Origin of the sequence: Bradyrhizobium sp. LVM 105 (assembly GCF_003957705.1) — a bacterium.
In the GTDB taxonomy this organism is placed as follows: domain Bacteria; phylum Pseudomonadota; class Alphaproteobacteria; order Rhizobiales; family Xanthobacteraceae; genus Bradyrhizobium; species Bradyrhizobium frederickii.
This window is the reverse complement of record NZ_QZMV01000003.1, coordinates 225,869-247,876: the sequence shown is the minus strand read 5'-3', so window position 1 is coordinate 247,876 and position 22,008 is coordinate 225,869. Positions and strand designations below refer to the sequence as shown.

General features: G+C 64.4%; 24 protein-coding genes and 1 tRNA gene. 10 read left to right on the top strand and 15 right to left on the bottom strand.

The genetic code is table 11. The features are described 5' to 3' along the window. Positions 1–25: 25 nt before the first annotated feature. Both trxA and D6B98_RS10810 read left to right on the top strand, forming a co-directional pair. The gene (gene trxA / locus D6B98_RS10815; protein ID WP_008540017.1) at positions 26–346 is read left to right on the top strand and encodes a thioredoxin; all 321 of its coding nucleotides are present in this window, start codon (positions 26–28) and stop codon (positions 344–346) included. A 146-nt stretch (positions 347–492) separates the two neighbouring features. Then, positions 493–1,500, top strand: a complete 1,008-nt coding sequence (locus D6B98_RS10810; protein ID WP_126257284.1) for an ATP-dependent DNA ligase — start codon at positions 493–495, stop codon at positions 1,498–1,500. A gap of 61 nt (positions 1,501–1,561) precedes the next feature. On the opposite strand, the gene D6B98_RS10805 is transcribed toward D6B98_RS10810, so the two are convergent. From D6B98_RS10805 to aroA, 14 genes are all read right to left on the bottom strand, one after another. After that, positions 1,562–2,302 (bottom strand): metallophosphoesterase family protein, encoded by a 741-nt coding sequence (locus tag D6B98_RS10805; RefSeq protein ID WP_164718516.1) that lies wholly within the window; start codon positions 2,300–2,302, stop codon positions 1,562–1,564. Positions 2,303–2,441: 139 nt separating this feature from the next. Next, positions 2,442–3,785 (bottom strand): bifunctional folylpolyglutamate synthase/dihydrofolate synthase, encoded by a 1,344-nt coding sequence (locus tag D6B98_RS10800; protein WP_126256977.1) that lies wholly within the window; start codon positions 3,783–3,785, stop codon positions 2,442–2,444. Then, complete coding sequence (gene accD / locus D6B98_RS10795) at positions 3,782–4,723, bottom strand: acetyl-CoA carboxylase, carboxyltransferase subunit beta (RefSeq protein WP_126256976.1); 942 nt, start codon at positions 4,721–4,723, stop codon at positions 3,782–3,784. Before accD ends, D6B98_RS10800 begins: the two co-directional genes overlap by 4 nt. A 109-nt stretch (positions 4,724–4,832) precedes the next feature. Continuing rightward, complete coding sequence (trpA, locus tag D6B98_RS10790; RefSeq protein WP_126256975.1) at positions 4,833–5,669, bottom strand: tryptophan synthase subunit alpha; 837 nt, start codon at positions 5,667–5,669, stop codon at positions 4,833–4,835. Continuing rightward, positions 5,666–6,880 (bottom strand): tryptophan synthase subunit beta, encoded by a 1,215-nt coding sequence (gene trpB, locus D6B98_RS10785; RefSeq protein ID WP_126256974.1) that lies wholly within the window; start codon positions 6,878–6,880, stop codon positions 5,666–5,668. Before trpB ends, trpA begins: the two co-directional genes overlap by 4 nt. Continuing rightward, positions 6,877–7,551 (bottom strand): phosphoribosylanthranilate isomerase, encoded by a 675-nt coding sequence (locus tag D6B98_RS10780; RefSeq protein ID WP_126256973.1) that lies wholly within the window; start codon positions 7,549–7,551, stop codon positions 6,877–6,879. The genes trpB and D6B98_RS10780 overlap by 4 nt, the downstream gene beginning before the upstream one ends. Positions 7,552–7,617: 66 nt before the next feature. Next, a complete protein-coding gene (locus D6B98_RS10775; protein WP_126256972.1) occupies positions 7,618–8,010 on the bottom strand; it encodes a lipopolysaccharide assembly protein LapA domain-containing protein in 393 nt (130 codons plus the stop codon). Positions 8,011–8,084: 74 nt separating this feature from the next. Then, a complete protein-coding gene (locus D6B98_RS10770) occupies positions 8,085–8,390 on the bottom strand; it encodes an integration host factor subunit beta (protein ID WP_008539997.1) in 306 nt (101 codons plus the stop codon). Between the two features lie 171 nt (positions 8,391–8,561). Further along, positions 8,562–9,542 (bottom strand): signal peptide peptidase SppA, encoded by a 981-nt coding sequence (gene sppA, locus D6B98_RS10765; RefSeq protein WP_126256971.1) that lies wholly within the window; start codon positions 9,540–9,542, stop codon positions 8,562–8,564. Between the two features lie 391 nt (positions 9,543–9,933). Further along, positions 9,934–11,640: a 30S ribosomal protein S1 gene (gene rpsA / locus D6B98_RS10760; protein WP_126256970.1), complete on the bottom strand. Its 1,707-nt coding sequence runs from the start codon at positions 11,638–11,640 to the stop codon at positions 9,934–9,936. A 267-nt stretch (positions 11,641–11,907) separates the two neighbouring features. Further along, the gene (cmk, locus tag D6B98_RS10755; protein ID WP_126256969.1) at positions 11,908–12,546 is read right to left on the bottom strand and encodes a (d)CMP kinase; all 639 of its coding nucleotides are present in this window, start codon (positions 12,544–12,546) and stop codon (positions 11,908–11,910) included. Between the two features lie 5 nt (positions 12,547–12,551). Beyond that, a complete protein-coding gene (locus D6B98_RS10750) occupies positions 12,552–12,959 on the bottom strand; it encodes a hypothetical protein (RefSeq protein ID WP_126256968.1) in 408 nt (135 codons plus the stop codon). Next, positions 12,937–13,542, bottom strand: a complete 606-nt coding sequence (locus D6B98_RS10745; protein WP_126256967.1) for a hypothetical protein — start codon at positions 13,540–13,542, stop codon at positions 12,937–12,939. Before D6B98_RS10745 ends, D6B98_RS10750 begins: the two co-directional genes overlap by 23 nt. 10 nt (positions 13,543–13,552) lie before the next feature. Continuing rightward, positions 13,553–14,890, bottom strand: a complete 1,338-nt coding sequence (aroA, locus tag D6B98_RS10740; protein ID WP_126256966.1) for a 3-phosphoshikimate 1-carboxyvinyltransferase — start codon at positions 14,888–14,890, stop codon at positions 13,553–13,555. A gap of 160 nt (positions 14,891–15,050) precedes the next feature. On the opposite strand from aroA, the gene D6B98_RS10735 reads away from it, so the two are divergent. From D6B98_RS10735 to D6B98_RS10725, 3 genes are all read left to right on the top strand, one after another. After that, positions 15,051–15,458 (top strand): TIGR02300 family protein, encoded by a 408-nt coding sequence (locus D6B98_RS10735; RefSeq protein ID WP_126256965.1) that lies wholly within the window; start codon positions 15,051–15,053, stop codon positions 15,456–15,458. Between the two features lie 94 nt (positions 15,459–15,552). Then, positions 15,553–15,628 (top strand) — tRNA-Ala (locus D6B98_RS10730). Positions 15,629–15,830: 202 nt separating this feature from the next. After that, positions 15,831–16,067, top strand: coding sequence for a GIY-YIG nuclease family protein (locus tag D6B98_RS10725; protein WP_126256964.1), 237 nt, complete (start codon positions 15,831–15,833; stop codon positions 16,065–16,067). 4 nt (positions 16,068–16,071) lie between these two features. Here D6B98_RS10725 and D6B98_RS10720 read toward each other — a convergent pair whose 3' ends face one another. Continuing rightward, complete coding sequence (locus D6B98_RS10720) at positions 16,072–16,533, bottom strand: MarR family winged helix-turn-helix transcriptional regulator (protein ID WP_126256963.1); 462 nt, start codon at positions 16,531–16,533, stop codon at positions 16,072–16,074. 150 nt (positions 16,534–16,683) lie between these two features. Between D6B98_RS10720 and D6B98_RS10715 the strand changes: the two genes are divergently transcribed. The 5 genes from D6B98_RS10715 (at position 16,684) to ugpE (ending at position 21,961) form a co-directional block, all read left to right on the top strand. Then, positions 16,684–17,109 carry an organic hydroperoxide resistance protein gene (locus D6B98_RS10715; protein WP_126256962.1) on the top strand — a complete coding sequence of 142 codons (426 nt, stop codon included), beginning with the start codon at positions 16,684–16,686 and terminating at the stop codon, positions 17,107–17,109. A gap of 184 nt (positions 17,110–17,293) precedes the next feature. Then, a complete protein-coding gene (locus D6B98_RS10710) occupies positions 17,294–18,499 on the top strand; it encodes a CaiB/BaiF CoA transferase family protein (RefSeq protein ID WP_126256961.1) in 1,206 nt (401 codons plus the stop codon). A 367-nt stretch (positions 18,500–18,866) separates the two neighbouring features. Further along, on the top strand, positions 18,867–20,183 hold the full coding sequence (gene ugpB, locus D6B98_RS10705; protein ID WP_126256960.1) for a sn-glycerol-3-phosphate ABC transporter substrate-binding protein UgpB: 1,317 nt from the start codon (positions 18,867–18,869) through the stop codon (positions 20,181–20,183). Positions 20,184–20,231: 48 nt separating this feature from the next. After that, positions 20,232–21,113: a sn-glycerol-3-phosphate ABC transporter permease UgpA gene (gene ugpA / locus D6B98_RS10700; protein WP_126256959.1), complete on the top strand. Its 882-nt coding sequence runs from the start codon at positions 20,232–20,234 to the stop codon at positions 21,111–21,113. Then, positions 21,113–21,961, top strand: coding sequence for a sn-glycerol-3-phosphate ABC transporter permease UgpE (gene ugpE / locus D6B98_RS10695; protein WP_126256958.1), 849 nt, complete (start codon positions 21,113–21,115; stop codon positions 21,959–21,961). Before ugpA ends, ugpE begins: the two co-directional genes overlap by 1 nt. The last annotated feature ends 47 nt before the right edge of the window (positions 21,962–22,008 follow it).

Sequence of the window (22,008 nt, the reverse complement as noted above, 5' to 3'; positions counted from 1 at the left end):
TTTCAACCTGTGTGAGGTACTCCCAATGGCCGTTAGCAAGGTTTCCGACGCCGATTTCGAAGCCGAAGTGCTCAAGGCGAACGGCCCCGTGGTCGTCGATTTCTGGGCCGAGTGGTGCGGCCCGTGCCGCATGATCGCGCCCGCCCTCGACGAGATCGCCGGCGCGATGGGCGACAAGGTCAAGATCGTCAAGCTGAACGTCGACGAGAGCCCGAAGACCGCCTCGAAGTACGGCGTGATGTCGATCCCCACCCTGATGATCTTCAAGGGCGGCGAGATGGCCTCCCGCCAGGTCGGTGCGGCGCCAAAGGCGAAGCTGCAGCAGTGGATCACCTCCGCGGTCTGATCCACCTGCCATAAGATTATTTTCGACAACGGCCGGCGAAATGCCGGCCGTTCTGCGTTGATGGGACGTGTCCGGCCCATGACGAGTCCCAGCCCTTGCCTGCTCCTGCCGCGAAGCGCGCCCGAAGATCGACCTCGCTCGTCGCGATGGAGGCGCGGTCGGTCGACGAAATCCCGCGCGGCAAGGAGTGGCAGTACGAGCCGAAATGGGACGGCTTTCGCTGCCTGCTCTCGCGCGACGGCAACATCGTCGATCTGCGCTCGAAGTCGGGTGAGGACCTCGCGCGCTATTTTCCCGAGATCGTATCCGCCGCGCTGCAACTGAAAGCGGATCGATTCACCCTCGACGGCGAGCTCGTCGTGCCGCACAGCAGGGGCTTCTCCTTCGACGCGCTGCTGCAACGGATCCATCCCGCTGCAAGCCGCGTGAAGAAGCTTTCGCTGGACACGCCGGCGCTCTATCTCGTCTTCGATCTGCTCGCGGCCGCCAGAGATATGACGCTTGCCGAAAAGCCGCTGAGCGAACGGCGGCCGGCGCTGGAAGCATTTGCGAAAGCCAATCTGAAGGGCAGCCCCTTCCGTCTTTCGCCGACGACGACAAGCTACGCCACGGCCAAGAAATGGCTGGCGCAATCCGGCGGCGGCTCGGACGGCATCATCGCCAAGCGCATCGATCTGCCCTATCAGGCCGGAAATCGCGACGGCATGCAGAAGATCAAGAAATTCCGCAGCGCCGATTGCGTGGTCGGCGGCTTCCGCTACGCCACCAACAAGATCGCGGGCCGCAACGTGGTCGGCTCGCTGCTGCTCGGGCTGTACGACGCGAAGGGCCTGTTACACCATGTCGGCTTCACCTCCGCGATCAAGGCGGAGCAGAAGCCCGCGCTGACCGACCGGCTGGAGGCGCTGATCGGCGAGCCTGGCTTCACCGGCAACGCGCCGGGCGGGCCGAGCCGCTGGTCGACCGAGCGCTCGGCGAAATGGTGTCCGCTGAAGCCGAAGCTGGTGATCGAGGTCTGCTACGACCATTTCAGCGGCGAGCGCTTTCGCCACGGCACCTCGATCCTGCGCTGGCGTCCCGAAAAGGCACCGCGGCAATGCACATTCGAGCAGCTGAAGCAGAAAGCGGCGGATCCGATGAAGCTGTTGAAGTGATCCGCGCTCGTGCCCCGGACGCAGCGCAAAGCGCTGCACCGCGTCCGGGACACGACAGGAGTTAGCCGATCCATCCCGTCGCGAGCGCATTCGCGAGCTCTGGCTGCCCGTTGCGCCGCGCCAGCGCCGCCATGGCCTGGTGATCATACGCGACGTGGCGGAACGTCACCTGCCAGGCACCATTCACCAGCTCGAGGATCGCATAGCGCGCATGCGGCGTGCCGGCTTCGACGACATGCGGATACGGATGCTTGTCGCGAAAGCCGGGGCTGCCGACGCTGCCGGGATTGACGATCAGCCTGCCGTCGCGCAGGCGCACGGCACGGGCGAGATGGGTGTGGGCGCAGAGGATCAGCGACTGCGTGATCCCAAGCGCAAATTGCTCGATGCGATCGAGCGGCGATAGCGCGACCGTGCCGTCGGGATGCACGGTGTCGAGCCAATAGACTTCATCGTTGCCGGGCGTCGCGTGGCAAAGAAACACCTGCTCACGGAAGACACGCGTCATCGGATGCCCGCGCAACCAGTCGAGCTGCGCGGCGTCGAGCGCGGCATGGGCAGGACGATCCCAGGAGCCCATCTTCTCCGGCGGACGGTCGAGCAGATAGCGATCGTGGTTGCCGAGCACATGCATTGCGTCGAGATTCATCAGGATCTCGATGGTGCGGCGCGCATCGAGCGGACCGCTCAGCATGTCGCCGAGATTGACGATGTCGGCAATGTCAAGCGCGTGGATGTCGGCGAGCACCGCCTCCAGCGCGAGATAATTCCCGTGGACATCAGCGATGACGGCAATGCGCATTGTCATTATCCCACCTCTCGTGCCCCGGACGCAGCGCAGCACGCAGTGATGCGTTGCCGAGCCGGGGTCCACGCGGCTTCCGGGTCCCGGCTCTGCGCCGCGTCATTTCATGCCGCGCCGCGTCCGGGACACGAGACCGTCATGCAGGAGGCGTGCCGTTGATCGCCAGCACGTGGCCGGCGAGATACAGCGAGCCTGATATCAGGATGCGCGGCGGCACGTCGTAGGCGAGCTTGGCCAAGGCGCGCAGCGCGGCTTCGATGCCGGAAACGGTCTCGACGCGCATGCCGAGGCTGCGCGCGGCATCCGCGAGACGATCGACCGGCATCGCGTTCTCGGTGTCGGGGATCGGCACCGCGATGATGTGGCGGGTGAGGCCGGCGAAATTGGCGAGAAAACCCTGCGCGTCCTTGTTGGCCATCATGCCCGCGATCACCACCAGCGGCCGCGACACCCGCTCCTCGAGATCGCCGAGCGCGGCGGCTGCAACGCGGCCGCCTTCGGCATTGTGCCCGCCATCGAGCCAGATCTCCGAGCCCTGCGGACCCCAGGGCAGCAGCTCGCCCGAAGTGATGCGCTGCATCCGCGCCGGCCATTCGGCGCCGACGATGCCGGCCTCGAACGCGGCTTGACTCACCTTGAAAATCGGGACCGCCCGCAGCGTCGCGATGGCAAGGCCGGCATTGGCGAATTGGTGGCGGCCGAACAGACGCGGCGCCGGGAGATCCATCAGGCCGCGGTCGTCGGAATAGACCAGGCGGCCGCGCTCGACATTGACGTGCCAGCTCTCGTTCGCGGCAAACAGCGGCGCACGCATCTGCTTGGCTTGCGCCTCGATCACGGCCATTGCTTCCGGCGCCTGCTCCGCGGAGATCACCGGCACGCCGCGCTTGATGATCGCCGCCTTCTCGCCGGCAATCGAGGTCAACGTGTCGCCGAGAAAATCCATGTGGTCCATGCTGACGGGCGTGATCACGCAGGCCGCCGGAGCGTCGATGACGTTGGTCGAGTCAAGTCGGCCGCCAAGGCCGACCTCGAGCAGCACCACGTCGGCCGGGTTCTGCGCGAACAGATGAAAGGCGGCTGCCGTCTTCAGCTCGAACAAGGTCGCGGCTTCGCCGGCATTGACGCGCTCGACCTCCTCCAGCGCCGCGCGCAACTCCTCGTCGCCGACCAGCACGCCGCCACCGAGGCGGCCGAGCCGAAAACACTCGTTGATGCGAACGAGATAGGGCGAGGTGTAGGCGTGGACGCGCAAGCCAGCTGCCTCCAGCATTGCGCGCAGATAGGCGAGCGTCGAGCCCTTGCCATTGGTGCCGGCAATGTGGATCACCGGCGGCAGCTTGCTTTCAGGATGCCCGAGCCGCGCGAGCAGCCGGTGCATCCGCGCCAGGCCCAGATCGATGCGTTTCTGATGCAGGACCGACAGCCGCCCGATCAATTCGCCGAGCGGCGTCTTCGTGCTGTCCGGGGACGCGTTCACGCGTGGGGCGCAGCCGGCGCCGTCTCAGCAGCCGATATGATCTGTGCCGGGCTGGTGACGGCCTGCGTCGGCTTCGATGCGCCCTCTTGTGCCGGCGCCTTGGTCAGCAGACGGCAGAGCCGCGCCAGGGTCGGGCGCAGCTCGTGGCGATGCACGACCATGTCGACCATGCCGTGCTCCTTGAGGTACTCGGCGCGCTGGAAACCCTCGGGAAGCTTTTCACGAATGGTCTGCTCGATCACCCGCGCGCCGGCAAAGCCGATCAGCGCGCCGGGCTCGGCGATCTGCACGTCGCCCAGCATCGCGTAGGACGCGGTGACGCCGCCGGTGGTCGGATTGGTCAGCACGACGATGTAGGGCAGCTTGGCCTCACGCAGCATCTGCACCGCGACCGTCGTGCGCGGCATCTGCATCAGCGACAGGATGCCCTCCTGCATGCGCGCACCGCCGGATGCGGCAAACACGATGAACGGCGAGTTCTTCTCGACTGCAAGCTCCATCCCGCGCACGATGGCCTCGCCGGCTGCCATGCCGAGCGAGCCGCCCATGAAGTCGAAATCCTGCACGGCGACGACGACGGCGGAGCCTTCGAGCTTGCCATAGCCGACCTTGATCGCGTCGTTGAGATTGGTCCGCGCCCGCGCATCCTTGATGCGGTCGGCGTATTTCTTTTCATCGCGGAACTTGAGCGGATCGGCCGTCACCTCGGGCAACGCGACGTCGAACCAGGTCTCGTTGTCGAAGATCGACTTCAAGCGCGCCACCGCGCCCATCCGCATGTGGTAGTTGGAGCCGGGGATGACGAACTGGTTGGCCTCGACGTCCTTGTAGAACACGAGCTGTCCGGAATCCGGGCATTTGATCCACAGATTCTCCGGCGTCTCCCGCCGCAGCATGTTGCGGATCTTCGGCCGGACCACATTGGTAAGCCAGTTCATGGTTTGCTCCGATGTGCGGACCCGCGGGGGCCGCCTGAAAGGATATATGGCGGCCGGACCCCTGCCCGGCAAGCCGCCGTGTCGCCCGCCTCGAAAGCGGAATTATGGCCTATTCCGCCGCCTGTTGCGCGCCCTTGACGCCCTGGGCCAGGGCCGTCGTCAACTCGGCGACGGCGTTAACGGTTTTGGCGGTCGCCCGTCCCTCGGCATCGAGGCTGTTCTTGAGCGCATCGACCAGCGCGGTGCCGACAACCGAACCATCGGCCTTCTCGGCAATGGCGCGCGCCGCCTCCGGCGTGCGGATGCCGAAACCGACGCATATCGGCAGCTTGGTATGCCGCTTGATGCGCGCGACAGCTTCACCGACGACATTCGCGTTCGCCGCCGCTGCACCAGTGATACCGGCGATGGAGACGTAATAGACAAAGCCTGACGTGTTCGCGAGCACCGCCGGCAGGCGCTTGTCGTCGGTGGTCGGCGTCGCCAGGCGAATGAAGTTCAGGCCCGCCTTCAGCGCGGGAATGCAGAGCTCGTCGTCTTCCTCCGGCGGTAAATCGACGATGATGAGGCCGTCAACGCCGGCCGTCTTGGCATCAGTCAAGAACTTGTCGACGCCATAGACGTAGATCGGATTGTAATAGCCCATCAGCACCAGGGGCGTGACGTTGTCGTCCTTGCGGAAGTCGCGCACCAGTTCCAGCGTCTTCTTCAAGGTCATGCCGGCCTTGAGCGCGCGCAGACCTGCAGCCTGGATCGACGGACCATCCGCCATCGGATCGGTGAAGGGAATGCCGAGTTCGATGACGTCGGCGCCCGCCCTGGGCAACGCCTTGACGATGTTGAGCGACGTCGTGAGATCGGGATCGCCGGCCATCACATAGGTGACGAAGGCCGCGCGGCCCTGCTTTTTCAGCTCGGCAAAACGGGTGTCGATACGCGTGGTCACTTCTTGCCCCTCAGGATGTCGCCGACTTGCGGGACGTCCTTGTCGCCGCGGCCGGAGAGGTTGACGACCATCAGGTGGTCTTTCGGCCGTTTCGGCGCAAGCTCCATCACCTTGGCGATGGCGTGCGCGGGTTCGAGCGCGGGAATGATGCCTTCGAGCTTCGACAGCAGCTGGAACGCGACGAGCGCCTCGTCGTCCGTCGCGGAGAGATAGTTCACGCGGCCGACCTCGTGCAGCCAGGAATGCTCGGGCCCGATGCCGGGATAGTCGAGGCCGGCCGAGATCGAATGCGCGTCCTGGATCTGGCCGTCCGCATCCATCAAGAGATAAGTGCGGTTGCCGTGCAGCACGCCGGGACGTCCGCCGGCGATCGAGGCCGCATGCAGCTGCGTGAGGCCATGACCGGCAGCCTCGACGCCGAAGATCTCGACGGAGGAATCGTCGAGGAACGGATGGAACAGGCCCATCGCATTGGAGCCGCCGCCGATGCAGGCGACCAGCGAATCCGGCAGGCGGCCCTCGACCTCCTGCATCTGTGCCTTGGTCTCGTTGCCGATGATCGACTGGAAGTCGCGCACCAAGGTCGGATAGGGGTGCGGGCCCGCCACCGTGCCGATGCAGTAGAAGGTGTTGTGCACGTTGGTGACCCAATCGCGCAACGCCTCGTTCATGGCGTCCTTCAGCGTGCGCGTGCCCGACTGCACCGGCATCACCTTGGCGCCCAGCATCTCCATGCGGATGACGTTGGGCTGCTGCCGCTCGACGTCGACGGCGCCCATATAGACGACGCATTCCAGGCCGAAGCGCGCGCACAGCGTCGCGGTGGCGACACCATGCTGGCCCGCGCCGGTCTCGGCGATGATGCGCTTCTTGCCCATCCGCCGCGCCAGCATGATCTGGCCGAGCACGTTGTTTACCTTGTGCGAGCCGGTGTGGTTGAGCTCTTCGCGCTTCAGGTAGATCTTGGCGCCGCCGAGATGCTCCGTCAGGCGCTCGGCGAAATAGAGCGGCGAGGGCCGGCCGACATAGTTCTTGAGATAGCCGTTCATCTCGGCCTGGAACGCCGGATCGGCCTTGGCCGCGGTGTAGGCCGTCTCGAGGTCGAGGATCAGCGGCATCAGGGTTTCGGCGACGAAGCGTCCGCCGAAAATGCCGAAATGGCCGCGCTCGTCGGGGCCGCTGCGGTAGGAATTTGGCTTGGCGATGTTCATCGGACGCTCAACTCTCTGACGCTCAACTCTTGGGTGGCGCGCGCGGCGCGGATGAAGGCTTTGATCAGCTCCGGATCCTTCACACCGGGAGCGCTCTCCACCCCGGAGGACACGTCGACGCCGCTGGCGCGGGTCAGGCGCACGGCTTCGGCAATGTTCCCGGCATGCAGGCCGCCCGAAACCATATATGGCAGCGCGAGCTCGAGGTTTTGCAGCAGGTGCCAATCGAACGGCGCGCCGAGCCCGCCCGGCCGGGTCGCGTCCTTCGGAGGCCTCGCGTCGAACAGGATGCGGTCGGCGACCGCGGCGTAGCCCGGCAACACGGCGAGATCGGCCCCAGTCTCGACAGGCAACGCCTTCATCACCGGGCGGCCGTACTTCTGCTTGATGTCGCGCAGCCGCGCGACGCTTTCCTTGCCGTGGAGCTGGAAAATGTCCGGCGACAGCGCGTCCATGATGTTGTCGAGCGTGGCATCATCGGCATCGACGGTCAGCGCCACCTTGAGCGCGCGCCCCTTGACCTGGCGGCCGAGCTCACGACCGAGCTCCAGCGACAGGTGCCGCGGCGACGGCGGGAAGAACACGAACCCCACCATATCCGCACCCGCCTCGAGCGCCGTTTGAAGCGTCTCGCGCGTGGACAGGCCGCAGATCTTGACGAGCAGGGACATGGTCTCAAAGCAAATGGAGGCCGCGGGCCCGCGGCCGGAAAACGGGGTTTTGCGTTGCGGCCGCTTCTACAACGTCGCGCGCTGCTTGTCTCGCCCGATGGGTCCGTAAAGCCCCACCCCGGAGGGAACGGGAAGGCGCTGGGACTCCGGCCTTGCCGCGGCCGCCCGGGCCCGCAGATCGGCCAGCTCGCCCCTTGCGGCCCGGGCCTCCGCCTCATGCCGGCGCGCGGAGCGCCGCCAGTGCCGCTGGCCGAACCAAACGGCGCAGCCGCCAGCGAAGACCCCGACGGCCGCCACCAGGATCAGCAGCAGGAACAGCGGCAACGTGACCGAGAGTGAAGGGTCGCTGGCAATGAAGGGGTCGAACGAGACCGTGACAAAATGGCGGTTGGCGACGGCAAACGCCACCAGGATCAGGCCCAGCGGAATGACGATCAACGCGGTCAGGAACTTTCGCATCGTGATCGCTCGTCTTGAATCCAGCTTGCAGCCGCATCATGCGGCCGTTCCGTTAAACGCCGACGACGACAGCCTCAGTCCGCCGCGCCCGGATCCGGATGGTCGCGGTTCAGCCGCTCGCGCATTTCCTTGCCGGTCTTGAAGAACGGAACGCTCTTCTGATCGACGGGCACATGGGCGCCAGTACGCGGATTGCGCCCGGCGCGTGCGGGGCGATGCTTGACCGAGAAGGCACCGAAGCCGCGCAGCTCGACGCGATCGCCGCGTGCGAGGGCCGCTACGATCTCTTCGAGAATCGCATTCACAATGTTCTCGACATCCCGCTGGTACAGATGCGGGTTGTGCTCGGCGATGCGCTGAACAAGTTCGGATTTGATCATCGAGAGATAGGACCCGGAAGCGTGCGGATGACCATTTCCGTGAAAATACCTTGATCTGTCAAGACGCTAAATCAAGGCTGAGCGTCGTGAAAATGCGTGACAAATGCCGAAAAAGCGGGCTGTCCCGACACCCGTCAGACGGGAAAAGCTTGGGAAGCTCGCCTGAACCCCTCAGTTTGAGGTGGCCGGTTGCCACAGCGCCAGCATTCCGTCCATTCCGAACCGATCGACCGCCTGCGCGACGCCGGTTTGCCCGATTTGATGCGCAATCGAGCCTAAACCAAGCGCTTCCAGCGTGACGGCGGCCGCCGTCTTGAGGAACGTCAGATCGCCAAAGCGCGGCTGGAGCTTGTAGTCGCGTACCGGTAGACCCTTCTTGACGCTCTTGTGCTCGACGAGCCAGGTCACCGCCGTCTTCTCGTCGCCGATCTGGTCGATCAGCTTGAGGTCGATCGCCTGGCGACCGGTGAAGACGCGGCCGTCGGCCACTTTCTCGAGCTGCGTGTCATCCATGCCACGCCGGTCCTTCACCAATCCCCTGAACCAGGCGTAGGAATCCTTCACCAGCGCATCGAGGGCGGCCCGTGCTTCGGGGCTGGTCGGCTCGAAACCGTTCGGCGCGGCCTTCAGCGGCGACGACTTCACCTCCTCGACCTTGACGCCGATCGTCTTCAAGAGCTCGCTGACGTTGGGATATTGGAACAGCACGCCGATCGATCCGACCAGCGAGCTCTGCTGGGCAATGATGTGGTCGCTGGCGATCGCCGTGATGTAGCCGCCGGAGGCAGCCAGGCCCTCCACGACCACGACGAGCGGCTTCTTCGCCTTCAGCCGGACCAGCGAATCGTAGAGCTGCTCGGAGCCGGCGGTGGTGCCGCCCGGCGAGTTGATGTGAACGATGACCGCGGCGGCCTGCGAATTCTCCAGCCGCTCCAGCGCCTGCGTGCGATCGGAATCGCTGCGGATCAGGCCCTCGATGTGAACCCGCGCGATCGAGCCGGCGGATGCGAAGGTACCCCGCGCGCCGGGTGTCGCAATCAGCGCAGCGCTTGCGATCGCCGCGATCGCGATTAGCGCGGCCACGACGCGCCAGAACGTCAGCTTGCGACGAATCCGGCGGCGATCGACGATGATGTCCGAATCGAGCGACATCGGAATATCTCCAAATGAAAGACTGGACGCGTTGTGCCGTCACGGCGTGACCAACGGCTTATCTGGATACATCAATTGCGGCGCAATTTGAACAAAACAAGGCCTCGTGAGGCAAGCAAGTCGCCGCAGAGTTCAGTCGTCATCCCCGCGAACGCGGGGATCCATAACCCCAGGGAGGCGTGTGACGCGAGAGGCCTACTCCGAGTCTTCGCCAAACCACTGCCGGTGGGTATGGGGTCCCGGATCTGCGCTCCGCTCCCGACAACGCTGCGCATTGTCGGGATCTGCGCTTGTCCGGGACGACAGCTGCGTATGTGGCGACAGAATACGGGACAACAAAAAAGCCCCGGCTCGCGCCGGGGCTTCGATGTCAGCGAAAAGAAAGTTTCGCTTACTTGCTGTCGCGGTTCTTGAGCGCGGTGCCGAGGATGTCGCCGAGCGTCGCACCCGAATCGGAGGAACCGTACTGCGCGATGGCTTCCTTCTCTTCGGCGACTTCGAGCGCCTTGATCGACACCTGGACCTTGCGGGCCTTCTTGTCGAACTGGATCACGCGGGCATCGACCTTCTCACCGACGGCGAAGCGTTCGGCGCGCTGGTCGTTGCGGTCACGGGCAAGCTCGGAGCGCTTGATGAAGGTCGAGAAGTCGGTACCGGCGATCTTCACCTCGATACCGCTTTCCTTCACTTCGAGCACTTCGCAGGTCACGACCGCGCCCTTCTTGACATCGCCCGGCTCGGCGAAGGGGTCGCCTTCGAGCTGCTTGATGCCGAGCGAGATGCGCTCCTTCTCGACGTCCACATCGAGCACCACGGCCTTCACCATGTCGCCCTTCTTGTAGTTGTCGATCACCTGCTCGCCCGGAAGCTTCCAGTCGAGGTCGGAAAGATGGACCATGCCGTCGACGTCGCCCTCGAGGCCCAGGAACAGACCGAACTCGGTCTTGTTCTTGACTTCGCCCTCGACCACCGAACCGGTCGGGTGACCTTCGACGAAGACCTCCCAGGGGTTGCGCATGGTCTGCTTGAGGCCGAGCGAGATGCGGCGCTTGACGGAATCGACTTCCAGCACCTGCACTTCGACTTCCTGCGAGGTCGAAACGATCTTGCCGGGGTGCATGTTCTTCTTGGTCCACGACATCTCGGAGACGTGGATCAGGCCTTCGATGCCCGGCTCGAGCTCGACGAACGCACCGTAGTCGGTGATGTTGGTGACGCGGCCGGTGAAGCGGGCACCCAGCGGGTACTTGGCTTCGATGCCCTGCCACGGATCGTCCAGCAGCTGCTTCATGCCCAGCGAGATGCGGTGCGTCTCGTGGTTGATCTTGATGATCTTGACCTTCACGGTCTGGCCGATCGAGAGCACCTCGGTCGGGTGGTTGACGCGGCGCCACGCGATGTCGGTGACGTGCAGCAGGCCGTCGATGCCGCCGAGATCGACGAACGCACCGTAATCGGTGATGTTCTTGACCACGCCGTCGATGACCTGACCCTCTTCGAGGTTCTGCACCAGCTCCTGACGCTGCTCGGCGCGGGTCTCTTCCAGCACGGTGCGGCGCGACACCACGATGTTGCCGCGACGGCGGTCCATCTTGAGGATCTGGAACGGCTGCGAGTTGTTCATCAGCGGCGCAACGTCGCGGATCGGACGGATGTCGACCTGCGAGCGCGGCAGGAAGGCCACGGCACCGTCGAGGTCGACGGTGAAGCCGCCCTTGACCTGGTTGAAGATGACGCCGTTGACCTTCTCGTTGTTCTGGAACGCCTTCTCGAGCTTGCCCCAGCTCTCTTCGCGGCGCGCCTTGTCGCGCGACAGCACGGCTTCGCCGAGAGCGTTCTCGATGCGATCGAGGAACACTTCCACCTCGTCGCCGACCTTCAGTTCACTGTCACGGCCGGGGCCGGAAAATTCGCGCAGGGCGACGCGGCCCTCGGTCTTCAGGCCGACGTCGATGACGGCCATGTCCTTTTCAATTGCAACCACCTTGCCCTTGACGACGGAGCTTTCCTGCAGGTTGCCGCCTGCGAAGGACTCGTCGAGCATCGCGGCGAAATCGTCGCGCGACGGGCTGTAGGTATCAGCAGAAGTCGAAGCCATTTGTTCTCCAGTTGCGGAAGCATGCCGGCCGTTGGGTTCATGGGCGTATCGCACACGCAGTGTCGGAAGGTCCGCAGAACCTTCGAGCGACCGCTCGCTGCCCCGGCTCGGGGCCGAAACAGCGGAAGCGGGCCGGCTGAGGCCCGCGCGTTCGATACGTGGAAATCTTGTGTCCGGAGCCTGGATCGTGCCGGTCCCGAAACGCGGGGCCTGACATATCGACCTCAAAGAGCGGGAGCGGGCACTTCCTCCAATGACGGCTGCGGCTTAACCCCGCGACCGGCCCGCTCGGACGGCCTCGATAATGTCGATGGCGGCCCGGACGCCGCCTTCTATATCCAGTTGGGAGTTATCTAGCAAGTAAGCATCCGGGGCCGGTTTCAAAGGCGCAATCGGCCGGTTCTTGTCGCGTTCGTCGCGCTGGATGATGTCGGCGAGCACCGCGGCCTCGTCCGCCTCCTCGCCCCTCGCCCTGGCCTCCATGGTGCGGCGGCGGGCACGGACCCTGGGGTCGGCGACGACGAAGATCTTCACGTCGGCATCCGGGCAGATCACGGTTCCAATGTCGCGGCCGTCCAGGACGGCGCCGGGCGGATCGGCCGCGAATTGCCGCTGGAAATTGACCAGGACCTCGCGAACCCTGGGGATCGCCGAGACGATCGAGGCACCCTCGCCGGCCTTCTGGGTCTTCAGCGCGGGATTGCCGAACTTTTCGGGATCGAGCTCCAGCGCGGCCTGCACCGCGGCCGCCTCGTCGCGGAGATCATGACCGGATTGCATCAGGGCGTAGGCCACGGCGCGGTAGATCACGCCGGTATCGAGATGACGATAACCGTAATGATGGGCGAGACGCTTGCCAAGCGTCCCCTTACCCGAGGCCGCGGGCCCGTCGATGGCGATGATCATGTCGCTCAAACCTTGGCTGTCTGGGGCCCGCGTGCGCGTCGCAGTGGCCGCTCTTCGGTAAAGATATTGCGAGACGCGAACTCCGCGGGACTCGCAAAGGTGAGATATTCGCGCATCGCGTCGGAGGGGGACGACGCAGTGAACCATGGCTCGGCAAGGCGTCGGGCCGGATCGCAGACCCAGGCCGGCACCCGGCCAAGACGACGTTGTTTGGCCAGATATTCGGCGATCGCACCGACCAAGGCGTCGAGCCGTTCGTTCTGCGTCAACGCCGGCTCGTCCTCGATCGTCTCGTACTGAGCGAGGCTGGTCCCCGCGAGATCGAACGTGTCTACGAATTCGGCCAACGTCGCATCCTGCGGCGCGCCGGCGCGAATACGCTCGACGGCTTCAGCGAGGGTATTTGGGCGCATCCGCTCCTCCCTCAGGATCCATGTTCTTCAGCAAGAAACGCTGCTTCTCCGACGAAGCTGCGCTCACCGGAAAATATCGGCCGAGCAAAGCGATGGCTTCCTCGACGGTCGTGATCCCGACGACTTTCATCAAGTTCAAAATGTCCAGCCGTTCCATCTCCCCGCGAACGGGGTCCGTCACGCGGAACGCTTTCAATTTTAATGCCAAAAGATATGCAGCGGTTGGCACGGAAACCTCAAGCCCCGGTGATGTGCCATCACGCGGGAAGGTGCCGAATTCGAGGTGATCCGCAGCGCGATCAGCCAGCGGGCTGAGATGAAACACGACGTGATCGTTGAACCAATCGGCATCCCATCCATTCCGCGCGGCAATTTCGGCCGTTATTTTCTTTAGCCAATCCGGCAGCGGATGCTCGAGCTTAGAGACGTCAACATCTTCCGTCGCAAGGCGGAAATTACTGGCAAGCATGAGGGCGGAGCCGCCATAAACCGCAATCTGAAGTTTGGTTCCGGCATTGGCCGCAGCACGGCCGATCGAATCGAAAGCATCCAGCAGAGCTTCGCGGTCGAGGGCTGCGCTCATGGCCGCGGCCTCATGAAAACTCGGCCCCTAACGAACGCATCATCGGAATGAAGTCCGGAAAGCTGGTGGCGATGAAGGCGGTGTCGTCGACGGTCACGGGCTGGTCGGAGGCGCAGCCCATCACCAGCGCGGACATCGCGATGCGATGGTCCATATGGGTCGCGACAGTGCCGCCACCGGGAACGTGACCGCGGCCTTCGACGATCAGATCGTCACCGGAGATATCGACCTTCACGCCGTTGACGCGCAGCATCGCGGCGGTGGCCTCCAGCCGATCGGATTCCTTGACGCGCAGCTCGTGCAGGCCGCGCATGATGGTGGTGCCTTCGGCGAAGGAGGCCGCCACCGCCAGCACCAGATATTCGTCGATCATCGAGGGCGCGCGCTCCGGCGGCACCTCGACCCCGCGCAGTTTCGAGGCCCGCACCCGCAGTTTCGCCATCGGCTCGCCGGCGTCCCCGCGCGCCTCGCTTTCCTCGATCGAGGCGCCCATTTCGCGCAGCGTGGTGAACAGGCCGGTGCGCAGCGGATTGGTCATGACGTCGGACAGGACGACATCGGAGCCCTCGACGATCAGCGCTGCGACCACCGGGAAAGCCGCCGAGGAGGGATCGGCAGGCACCACCACAGTGGCGCCGTGCAGCTCAGGCTGGCCCTTGAGCGTGATACGGCGGCCATGCACGCCCTCCCGCGCCGAAGAGATGTCGGCACCGAAATGCTTCAGCATCAGCTCGGTGTGGTCGCGGCTGGCTTCGGTCTCGATGACAGTCGTGGTGCCGGGTGCAGCGAGGCCCGCCAGCAGCACCGCCGACTTGATCTGGGCCGAGGCGACCGGGGTCGTGTAGGTGATCGGCAGCGGATCGCGCGCGCCCTGCAGGGTCAGGGGCAGACGGCCGCCCTCACCACCGGAGATGACCTTCGCGCCCATCTTCTCCAGGGGATCGAGGATCCGGCGCATCGGGCGGCTGCGCAGCGATGCGTCGCCGTCGAAGATCGCCGAGATTGGGCAGCCGGCGACGGCGCCCATCACCAGCCGGCAGCCGGTGCCGGAATTGCCGAAATCCAGAGCCGCCTTGGGCGCGGCGAAGCCAGCGACGCCCACCCCGTTCACGCTCCAGGCGAAATCGCCGGTGCGCTCGACCCTGGCGCCGAGCGCCTGCATGGATTTGGCGGTGTTGAGGACGTCCTCGCCCTCCAGCAGGCCCGAAATCCTGGTCTCGCCGACCGCCAGCGCGCCCAGGATCAGCGCGCGGTGAGAGATCGACTTGTCGCCGGGCACCCGTACTTTCCCGGTCAGGGGACCGCTGGCGCGGGACTGAAGCGGCCTCGGATGGTCGGAATGAGTCAAGATTGTGTCCTTGGATGAGCCCTGAGGGGACTGCGGCGCAGGTACCACATGGTCCGTGGCTCGTCACGGGCATGTCGTTCTCCCGTAATGCGCTATTGACAGCGGGCCGCCAACTAGCCAAGTGAAACACCGCTTTTCAGACATTCCCAGGATTCCTGCCGTGGCCAAGTCCGAACTCGGAACCAAACGTATTTGCCCGACCACGGGCAAAAAGTTCTATGACCTCAACAAGAATCCGGTGATCTCGCCCTATACCGGCGAAGTGGTGCCGATCGCCCCGGTGGCGCCGGCGCGCATGCCCCGTGGCGCCGAAGCCCGGCACGCGGCGACAGCGGATGCGACGCCCGAGCCGGCAGAGGTCGAAGAGGTCTCGCTCGAGGAAGCCGATGCCGAGGAGAACACCGGCAAGGTCAAGGCCGTGGTGCCCGAATCCGAAGACGATATCGAGGTCGACGAGACCCTCGACGACGACGATGACGATGATTCGACCTTCATCGCCGACGAGGAAGAGGGCGACGAGGACGTGACCGACATCATTGGTGATGTCGGAGGTGATGAAGAGACTTGAGATCAGTCCTGATCTGTGAAAAAGGGTGCACCGCGCGAGTCGCCAGGACTCGCCGGTTGGGGTGATCCACCAGATTCACCCCGTTAAGGACTAAGGGGCCATAGCTCAGCTGGGAGAGCGCTTGCATGGCATGCAAGAGGTCGGCGGTTCGATCCCGCCTGGCTCCACCAGCCTTCGCAGGCTACGCCTGCTTCGGCTCGGCAAGCCCTTTCGTAGCGAAGGCTGCCGCGGCGTAGCCCAAAGGGCGAAGCCGGACTCCATCCGCAAACCTCCAGTTCGCAGCTTCGGCTTCGCAAGCCGTCTGGTAGCGAGGCGGGACTTCAGCAGAACGGCAGCGGGTATAAGAACTCCTCGACAACTGGGGAGCGTGCCGTGAAGTACGTCTACATTCTAGAAAGCCTCGATCGCCTCCACTTTTATGTCGGGATCACCGACGACCTGCGCGCCCGATGGGCAAAGCACAATGCCGGCGAGGTACCTCACACTTCGAAATTCGGGCCTTGGCGCCTCAAGACTTACGTCGCGTTCAGCAATGCGAAGCAGGCCGTCGCGTTTGAGAGATACCTGAAGTCAGCGTTCGGCCGCGCGTTTGCCAAGAAGCGCCTCTAACCCCCTACTCCCCGATCACCGCGTTCAGCCGATCCCGCAGCGCCACGATCTCGTCCTTCATCGCGACCAGCTCCGGCACCGAGCAGTGGGAGGCCGCCAGGATCGACTGCGGCACGCTGCGGGCCTTTTCCTTCAAGGCATGGCCCTGCGCCGTCAGCGCGATCAACACTTGGCGCTCGTCCTCGCTGGAGCGCGTGCGCTTGACGAGATGCGCCGCTTCCAGCCGCTTCAGCAGCGGCGTCAGCGTGCCCGAATCCAGGAACAGTCGCTCGCCGATGTCCTTGACCGGCACGTCGTCGCGCTCCCACAACACCAGCATCACCAGATATTGCGGATAGGTCAGGCCGAGCCGGTCCAGCAGCGGCTTGTAGACGCGGTTGAAGGCATGCGCGGCCGAATAGACCGCGAAGCAGATCTGGCTGTCGAGCCGCAGCGGCGCGTCCGCTGCCGTTGATTTTCGAGGCATGGAGAATCTCCCGGGGTCGGTCTCATTGTGGCGCCCCGCGGCGGCACATTCAATTGCGAACAATTAAATGTGAGCCTCGGCAATTTTGATTGCGCGCAATCTAATTGTCTGCAATAAACACCGCACCCATCGAAACCCAGGGAGACGACAATGTCCGTGAACGTGCTCTACAAGACCAGCGCCAAGGCCACCGGCGGCCGCGACGGCCATGCTGCAACCCTCGACGGCACGCTCGACGTCAAGCTGACCACACCGAAGGAGCTCGGCGGCGGCGGCGGCGCCGGCAACAATCCCGAGCAGCTGTTCGCGGCCGGCTATGCCGCCTGCTTCATCGGCGCGATGAAGTTCGTGGCCTCGCAGGGCGGCCCGAAGGTTCCGAATGACGCCTCCGTCACCTCGACCGTCGGCATCGGCCCGCGCTCCGAAGGCGGCTTCGGCCTCGATATCGACCTCGCGGTCTCGCTGCCGGGCCTCGCCCGCGCCGAGGCCGAAGCGCTGGTCGCGAAGGCGCACCAGGTGTGCCCCTATTCCAACGCCACCCGCGGCAATGTCGACGTTCGCCTGACGGTCGTCTGATCGAACGGCGGATTGGCTGGCCCGGGATCCCCCTCGGGCCGGCCGCTTCCGCTAGAATCCGCATTTGCCACGCCGCGGGATTGACGCAACGGCGGGCGCATGCGGCCCTACGCCGGGAGCCATTGCTGCTCCCTGCAAACCTCGCTAGGCCTGTGATCAAACGTCGATACAGGGAAGCGAAGGCATGAGTTCTGAAGCCGCCACAGGTGCCATGAGCGGACTGCGCGTCATCGATCTCACGCGCGTGCTCGGCGGCCCGTATTGCACCCAGATCCTCGCCGACCATGGCGCCGACGTGATCAAGGTCGAGCCGCCCGCCGGCGACGAGGTGCGTGAATGGGGCCCTCCCTTCCACGAGGAGGACGCGGCCTATTTCGTCGGCATCAATCGCAACAAGCGCTCGATCGGCCTCGACCTCGCCTCCGAGGGCGGCCGCGTCGTGCTGCTCAAGATGCTGGAGACCGCCGACGTCCTGATCGAGAATTTCAAGCCGGGCACGCTGGAGAAATGGGGCATCGGCAACGACGTCCTCAGCAAGAAATTCCCGCGCCTCGTGCATTGCCGGATCTGCGGCTTCGGTGCCGACGGTCCGCGCGGCGGCAATCCCGGCTACGACGCCATCATCCAGGCCATGACCGGCATGATCGCCGCGACCGGCTCGCCCGAGAGCGGGCCGATGCGGATCGGCGTGCCCTTGGTCGACATCACCACCGGACTCTATGCGGCGATCGGCATCCTGATGGCGCTGTCGGAGCGGCAGCGTTCGGGCCAGGGCCAGTTCCTGGAGACGACGCTGTACGAGACGGGCCTTGCCATCATGCATCCGCACACCGCGAATTATTTCATGCATGGCAAGCCGCCGTCGCTCACCGGCAACGAGCACCCCAACCTCGTGCCTTACGCGATCTTCCCGACGAAGACCGACAACATCTTCATCGGTGTCGGCAATGACGGCACCTTCCGCAAGCTCTGCAAGGAGATCGGCAAGCCGGAGCTCGGCACCGATCCGCGCTTTGCCCGCAACAAGGACCGCATCGCCAATCGCGAGGCGTTGCGCGCCGAGCTCGCCGCCGTGTTCAGCCAGCACGAAGCCGAGCCGCTGTGCAATCGCCTGCTCGCCGCGGGCCTGCCCGCAGGGCCCGTGCAGAAGATCGACCAGGCGCTGACCAACCCGCACACGATCGCGCGCGGCGATATCATCGAGAAGGACTGGTACAAGGGCGTCGCCTCGCCGATCCGGCTTGATCGCTCAAAGCCGAGCCTGCGCCGGCTGCCGCCGAAATTCAGTCAGCACGCAGCCGAGGTGCTCGGCGAGTTCGGCTACGCCAAGGCCGAGATCGACGCGATGGTCGAAAACGGCACGGTCTGCGGCCCCGAGCGCAAGCGCTGAGATAAGACCGGGATCGAGCGTCGCCGCAGGTGCGCTCCCTCCCCCGCTTGCGGGGGAGGGCTGGGGAGAGGGTGTCTCCGCGACGGGACAATCCCCCAGAGGATAGACCCTCACCCGCGCCTTCGGCGCGACCTCTCCCGCAGGCGGGAGAGGTGTTCGAGCCCGCGGCTGGTCGCCAAGCTCACATCAACCGATGCCGCACTGCGGCGCGACCACTCGCGTGCAGCGCGGCGTCTTCGCCTATTTGACGGCTTCCCTTCTCCAGCGCTTGCCGCTTTCGTATCGGCCGCTTACACAGTCATGTGAACGTCATATGGCGCTGCTAGCGCAAGCGCCTCTTCATTGACGGGCAAGGGAGGTTTTCTTGATGGCTCTTCGACACTTTGGCGCGGCTGCCGCATTTGCACTCACGATTGGCATGACGGCGTCGCCGGCTTTGGCCGTGACTGAAATCCAGTGGTGGCACGCGATGACCGGCGCCAACAACGACGTCATCGTCAAGCTCGCGAGCGACTTCAACGTCTCGCAGACCGACTACAAGGTGGTCCCGACCTACAAGGGCAACTACCCCGATACGATGAATGCGGGCATCGCGGCGTTCCGCGCCGGCAACGCCCCGCACATCATGCAGGTGTTCGAAGTCGGCACCGCGACCATGATGGCCGCGACCGGCGCCGTGAAACCCGTCTACAAGCTGATGGCCGACGCCGGCGAGAAGTTCGATCCGAAGAACTATCTGTCCGCGATCACGGGCTATTACTCGACCTCCAAGGGCGAGATGCTGTCGTTCCCCTTCAACTCGTCGTCGACCGTCATGTGGGTCAACCTCGACGAGCTGAAGAAGGCCAATGTCGAGATCCCGAAGACCTGGCCCGAAGTGTTCGCCGCGGCCAAGAAGCTGCATGACAACGGTCATGCGACCTGCGGCTTCTCCAACTCGTGGGTGACATGGGTCAATCTCGAGCAGCTTTCGGCCTGGCACAACGTGCCGCTCTCGACCAAGGCCAACGGCCTCGACGGCTTCGACACCGTGCTCACGTTCAACGGCCCGCTCCAGGTCAAGCACCTCGAGAAGCTGGTCGAGCTGCAGAAGGACAAGACCTACGACTACGCCGGCCGTACCAACACCGGCGAAGGCCGCTTCACTTCCGGCGAATGCCCGCTCTACCTGACCTCGTCGGCGTTCTTCGGCAACGTCAAGGCGCAGGCCAAGTTCAACTTCACCGCGGTGCCGATGCCGTATTATCCTGACGTCAAGGACGCGCCGCAGAACTCGATCATCGGCGGCGCCTCGCTCTGGGTGATGGGCGGCAAGTCCGCCGACGAATACAAGGGCGTGGCGAAGTTCCTGTCCTTCCTCTCCGACACCGATCGCCAGGTCTACATCCACAAGGCCTCGGGCTATCTGCCGATCACCAAGGCGGCTTACGAGAAGGCCAAGGCCGAGGGCTTCTACAAGGATCAACCCTATCTCGAGACCCCGCTGCTTGAGCTGACCAACAAGGAGCCGACCGAGAATTCGCGCGGCCTGCGCCTTGGCAACATGGTCCAGCTCCGCGACGTCTGGTCGGAGGAGATCGAGCAGGCGCTCGCCGGCAAGAAGACCGCCAAGCAGGCGCTGGACGCAGCGGTCGAGCGCGGCAACACCATGCTGCGCCAGTTCGAAAAGACCGCCGTCAAGTAAGGCGATCAGCGGCAGGCCGGTGAACCCGGCCTGCCGCTCCGGGGCATCATGCAAAAGCAAGCCATTTTCCAATCGAAGCTGTTGCCGTACGCGCTGGTTGCGCCGCAGCTCGCGATCGTCCTGATTTTCTTCTATTGGCCGGCCCTGCAGGCCGTGATCCAGTCCTTCCTGCTGCAGGACGCCTTCGGTCTGTCGACCACCTTCGTCTGGTTCGAGAATTACGTCGAGCTGTTCAGCGATCCCGCTTATTTCGAGGCGATCCTGCGCACCTTCTTCTTCTCGTTCGCGATCGCGGTCTCGTCGCTGTCCTTTGCACTGCTGCTCGCCGTGATGGCGGACAAGCCGCTGCGCGGCGTAATGCTCTACCGCACGCTCTTGATCTGGCCTTATGCGGTGGCGCCGCCCGTGGTCGGCGTGCTCTGGATCTTCATGCTGCATCCCTCGCTCGGCGTGCTCTCGCGATATCTGCGCGGCCTCGGCATCGACTGGAATCCGCTGCTCGACGGTGATCAGGCCGCAGCGTTGATCATCCTCGCCGCCGCCTGGAAGCAGATCTCCTACAACTTCCTGTTCTTCCTCGCCGGCCTGCAGAGCATTCCGCGCAGCGTGCTCGAGGCCGCCGCGATCGACGGTGCCCGTCCGATGCGAAGGTTCTGGACCGTGACCTTCCCGCTGCTGTCGCCGACCATCTTCTTCCTGCTGGTCGTCAACATCGTCTACGCCTTCTTCGACACCTTCGGCATCATCGACACCATGACCCGCGGCGGCCCCGGCAAGTCGACGGAGACGCTGGTCTACAAGGTCTATTCCGACGGCCTGCTCGGCGGCAATCTCGGCAGCTCGGCGGCGCAATCGGTGGTCCTGATGGTCATGGTCATCGTGCTCACCGGAATCCAGTTCCGCTTCGTCGAACGCAAGGTGACGTACTGATGGTGGAGGAAGAGGGCTTTCGGCGCTACGTCGCCTACATCATCCTCTGGATCGGGATCGCGATCGTCGCGTTCCCGGTCTACATCGCGATCATCGCCTCGACGCAGGAGAACGCGCTGATCGCGAACGGGCAGATGTCGCTGCTGCCGGGCGGTCATTTCCTCCAGACCTATTACCAGACCATCTTCGTCGGCACGAGCGGCTCGACCCGCGAGCCGGTCGGCAACATGATGCTGAACTCTCTGGTGATGGCGCTGATGATCGCGGTCGGCAAGATCGCGATCTCGATCATCTCGGCCTATGCGATCGTGTATTTCCGCTTTCCGTTCCGCATGCCGATCTTCTGGCTGATCTTCATCACGTTGATGCTGCCGGTCGAGGTCCGCATCTATCCGACCTACAAGATCGTCGCCGACCTGCACATGCTCGACAGCTATGCGGGCCTCGCGCTGCCGCTGATCGCTTCGGCCACCGCGACGCTGCTGTTCCGCCAGTTCTTCATGACCGTGCCGGACGAGCTCCTGGAGGCCTCGCGGATCGACGGTGCCGGCCCCTTGCGCTTCTTCTGGGATACGCTGCTGCCGCTGTCGCGCACCAACATGGCGGCGCTGTTCGTCATCCTGTTCATCCTCGGCTGGAATCAATATCTCTGGCCGCTGCTGATCACGACGCGCGACGACATGCAGACCATCCAGATCGGTATCCGCAAGATGATCACCACCACCGACGCGCTGACCGAATGGCCGATCGTGATGGCCACCGCCGTGCTGGCGATGCTGCCGCCGGTGTTCGTCGTCATCGTGATGCAGAAATTGTTCGTGCGCGGTCTGGTCGAGACGGAAAAGTGAAGATGGCGAATAGTGTTTGGCGAGCAGCGAATGGGGTCGCTGCGTCC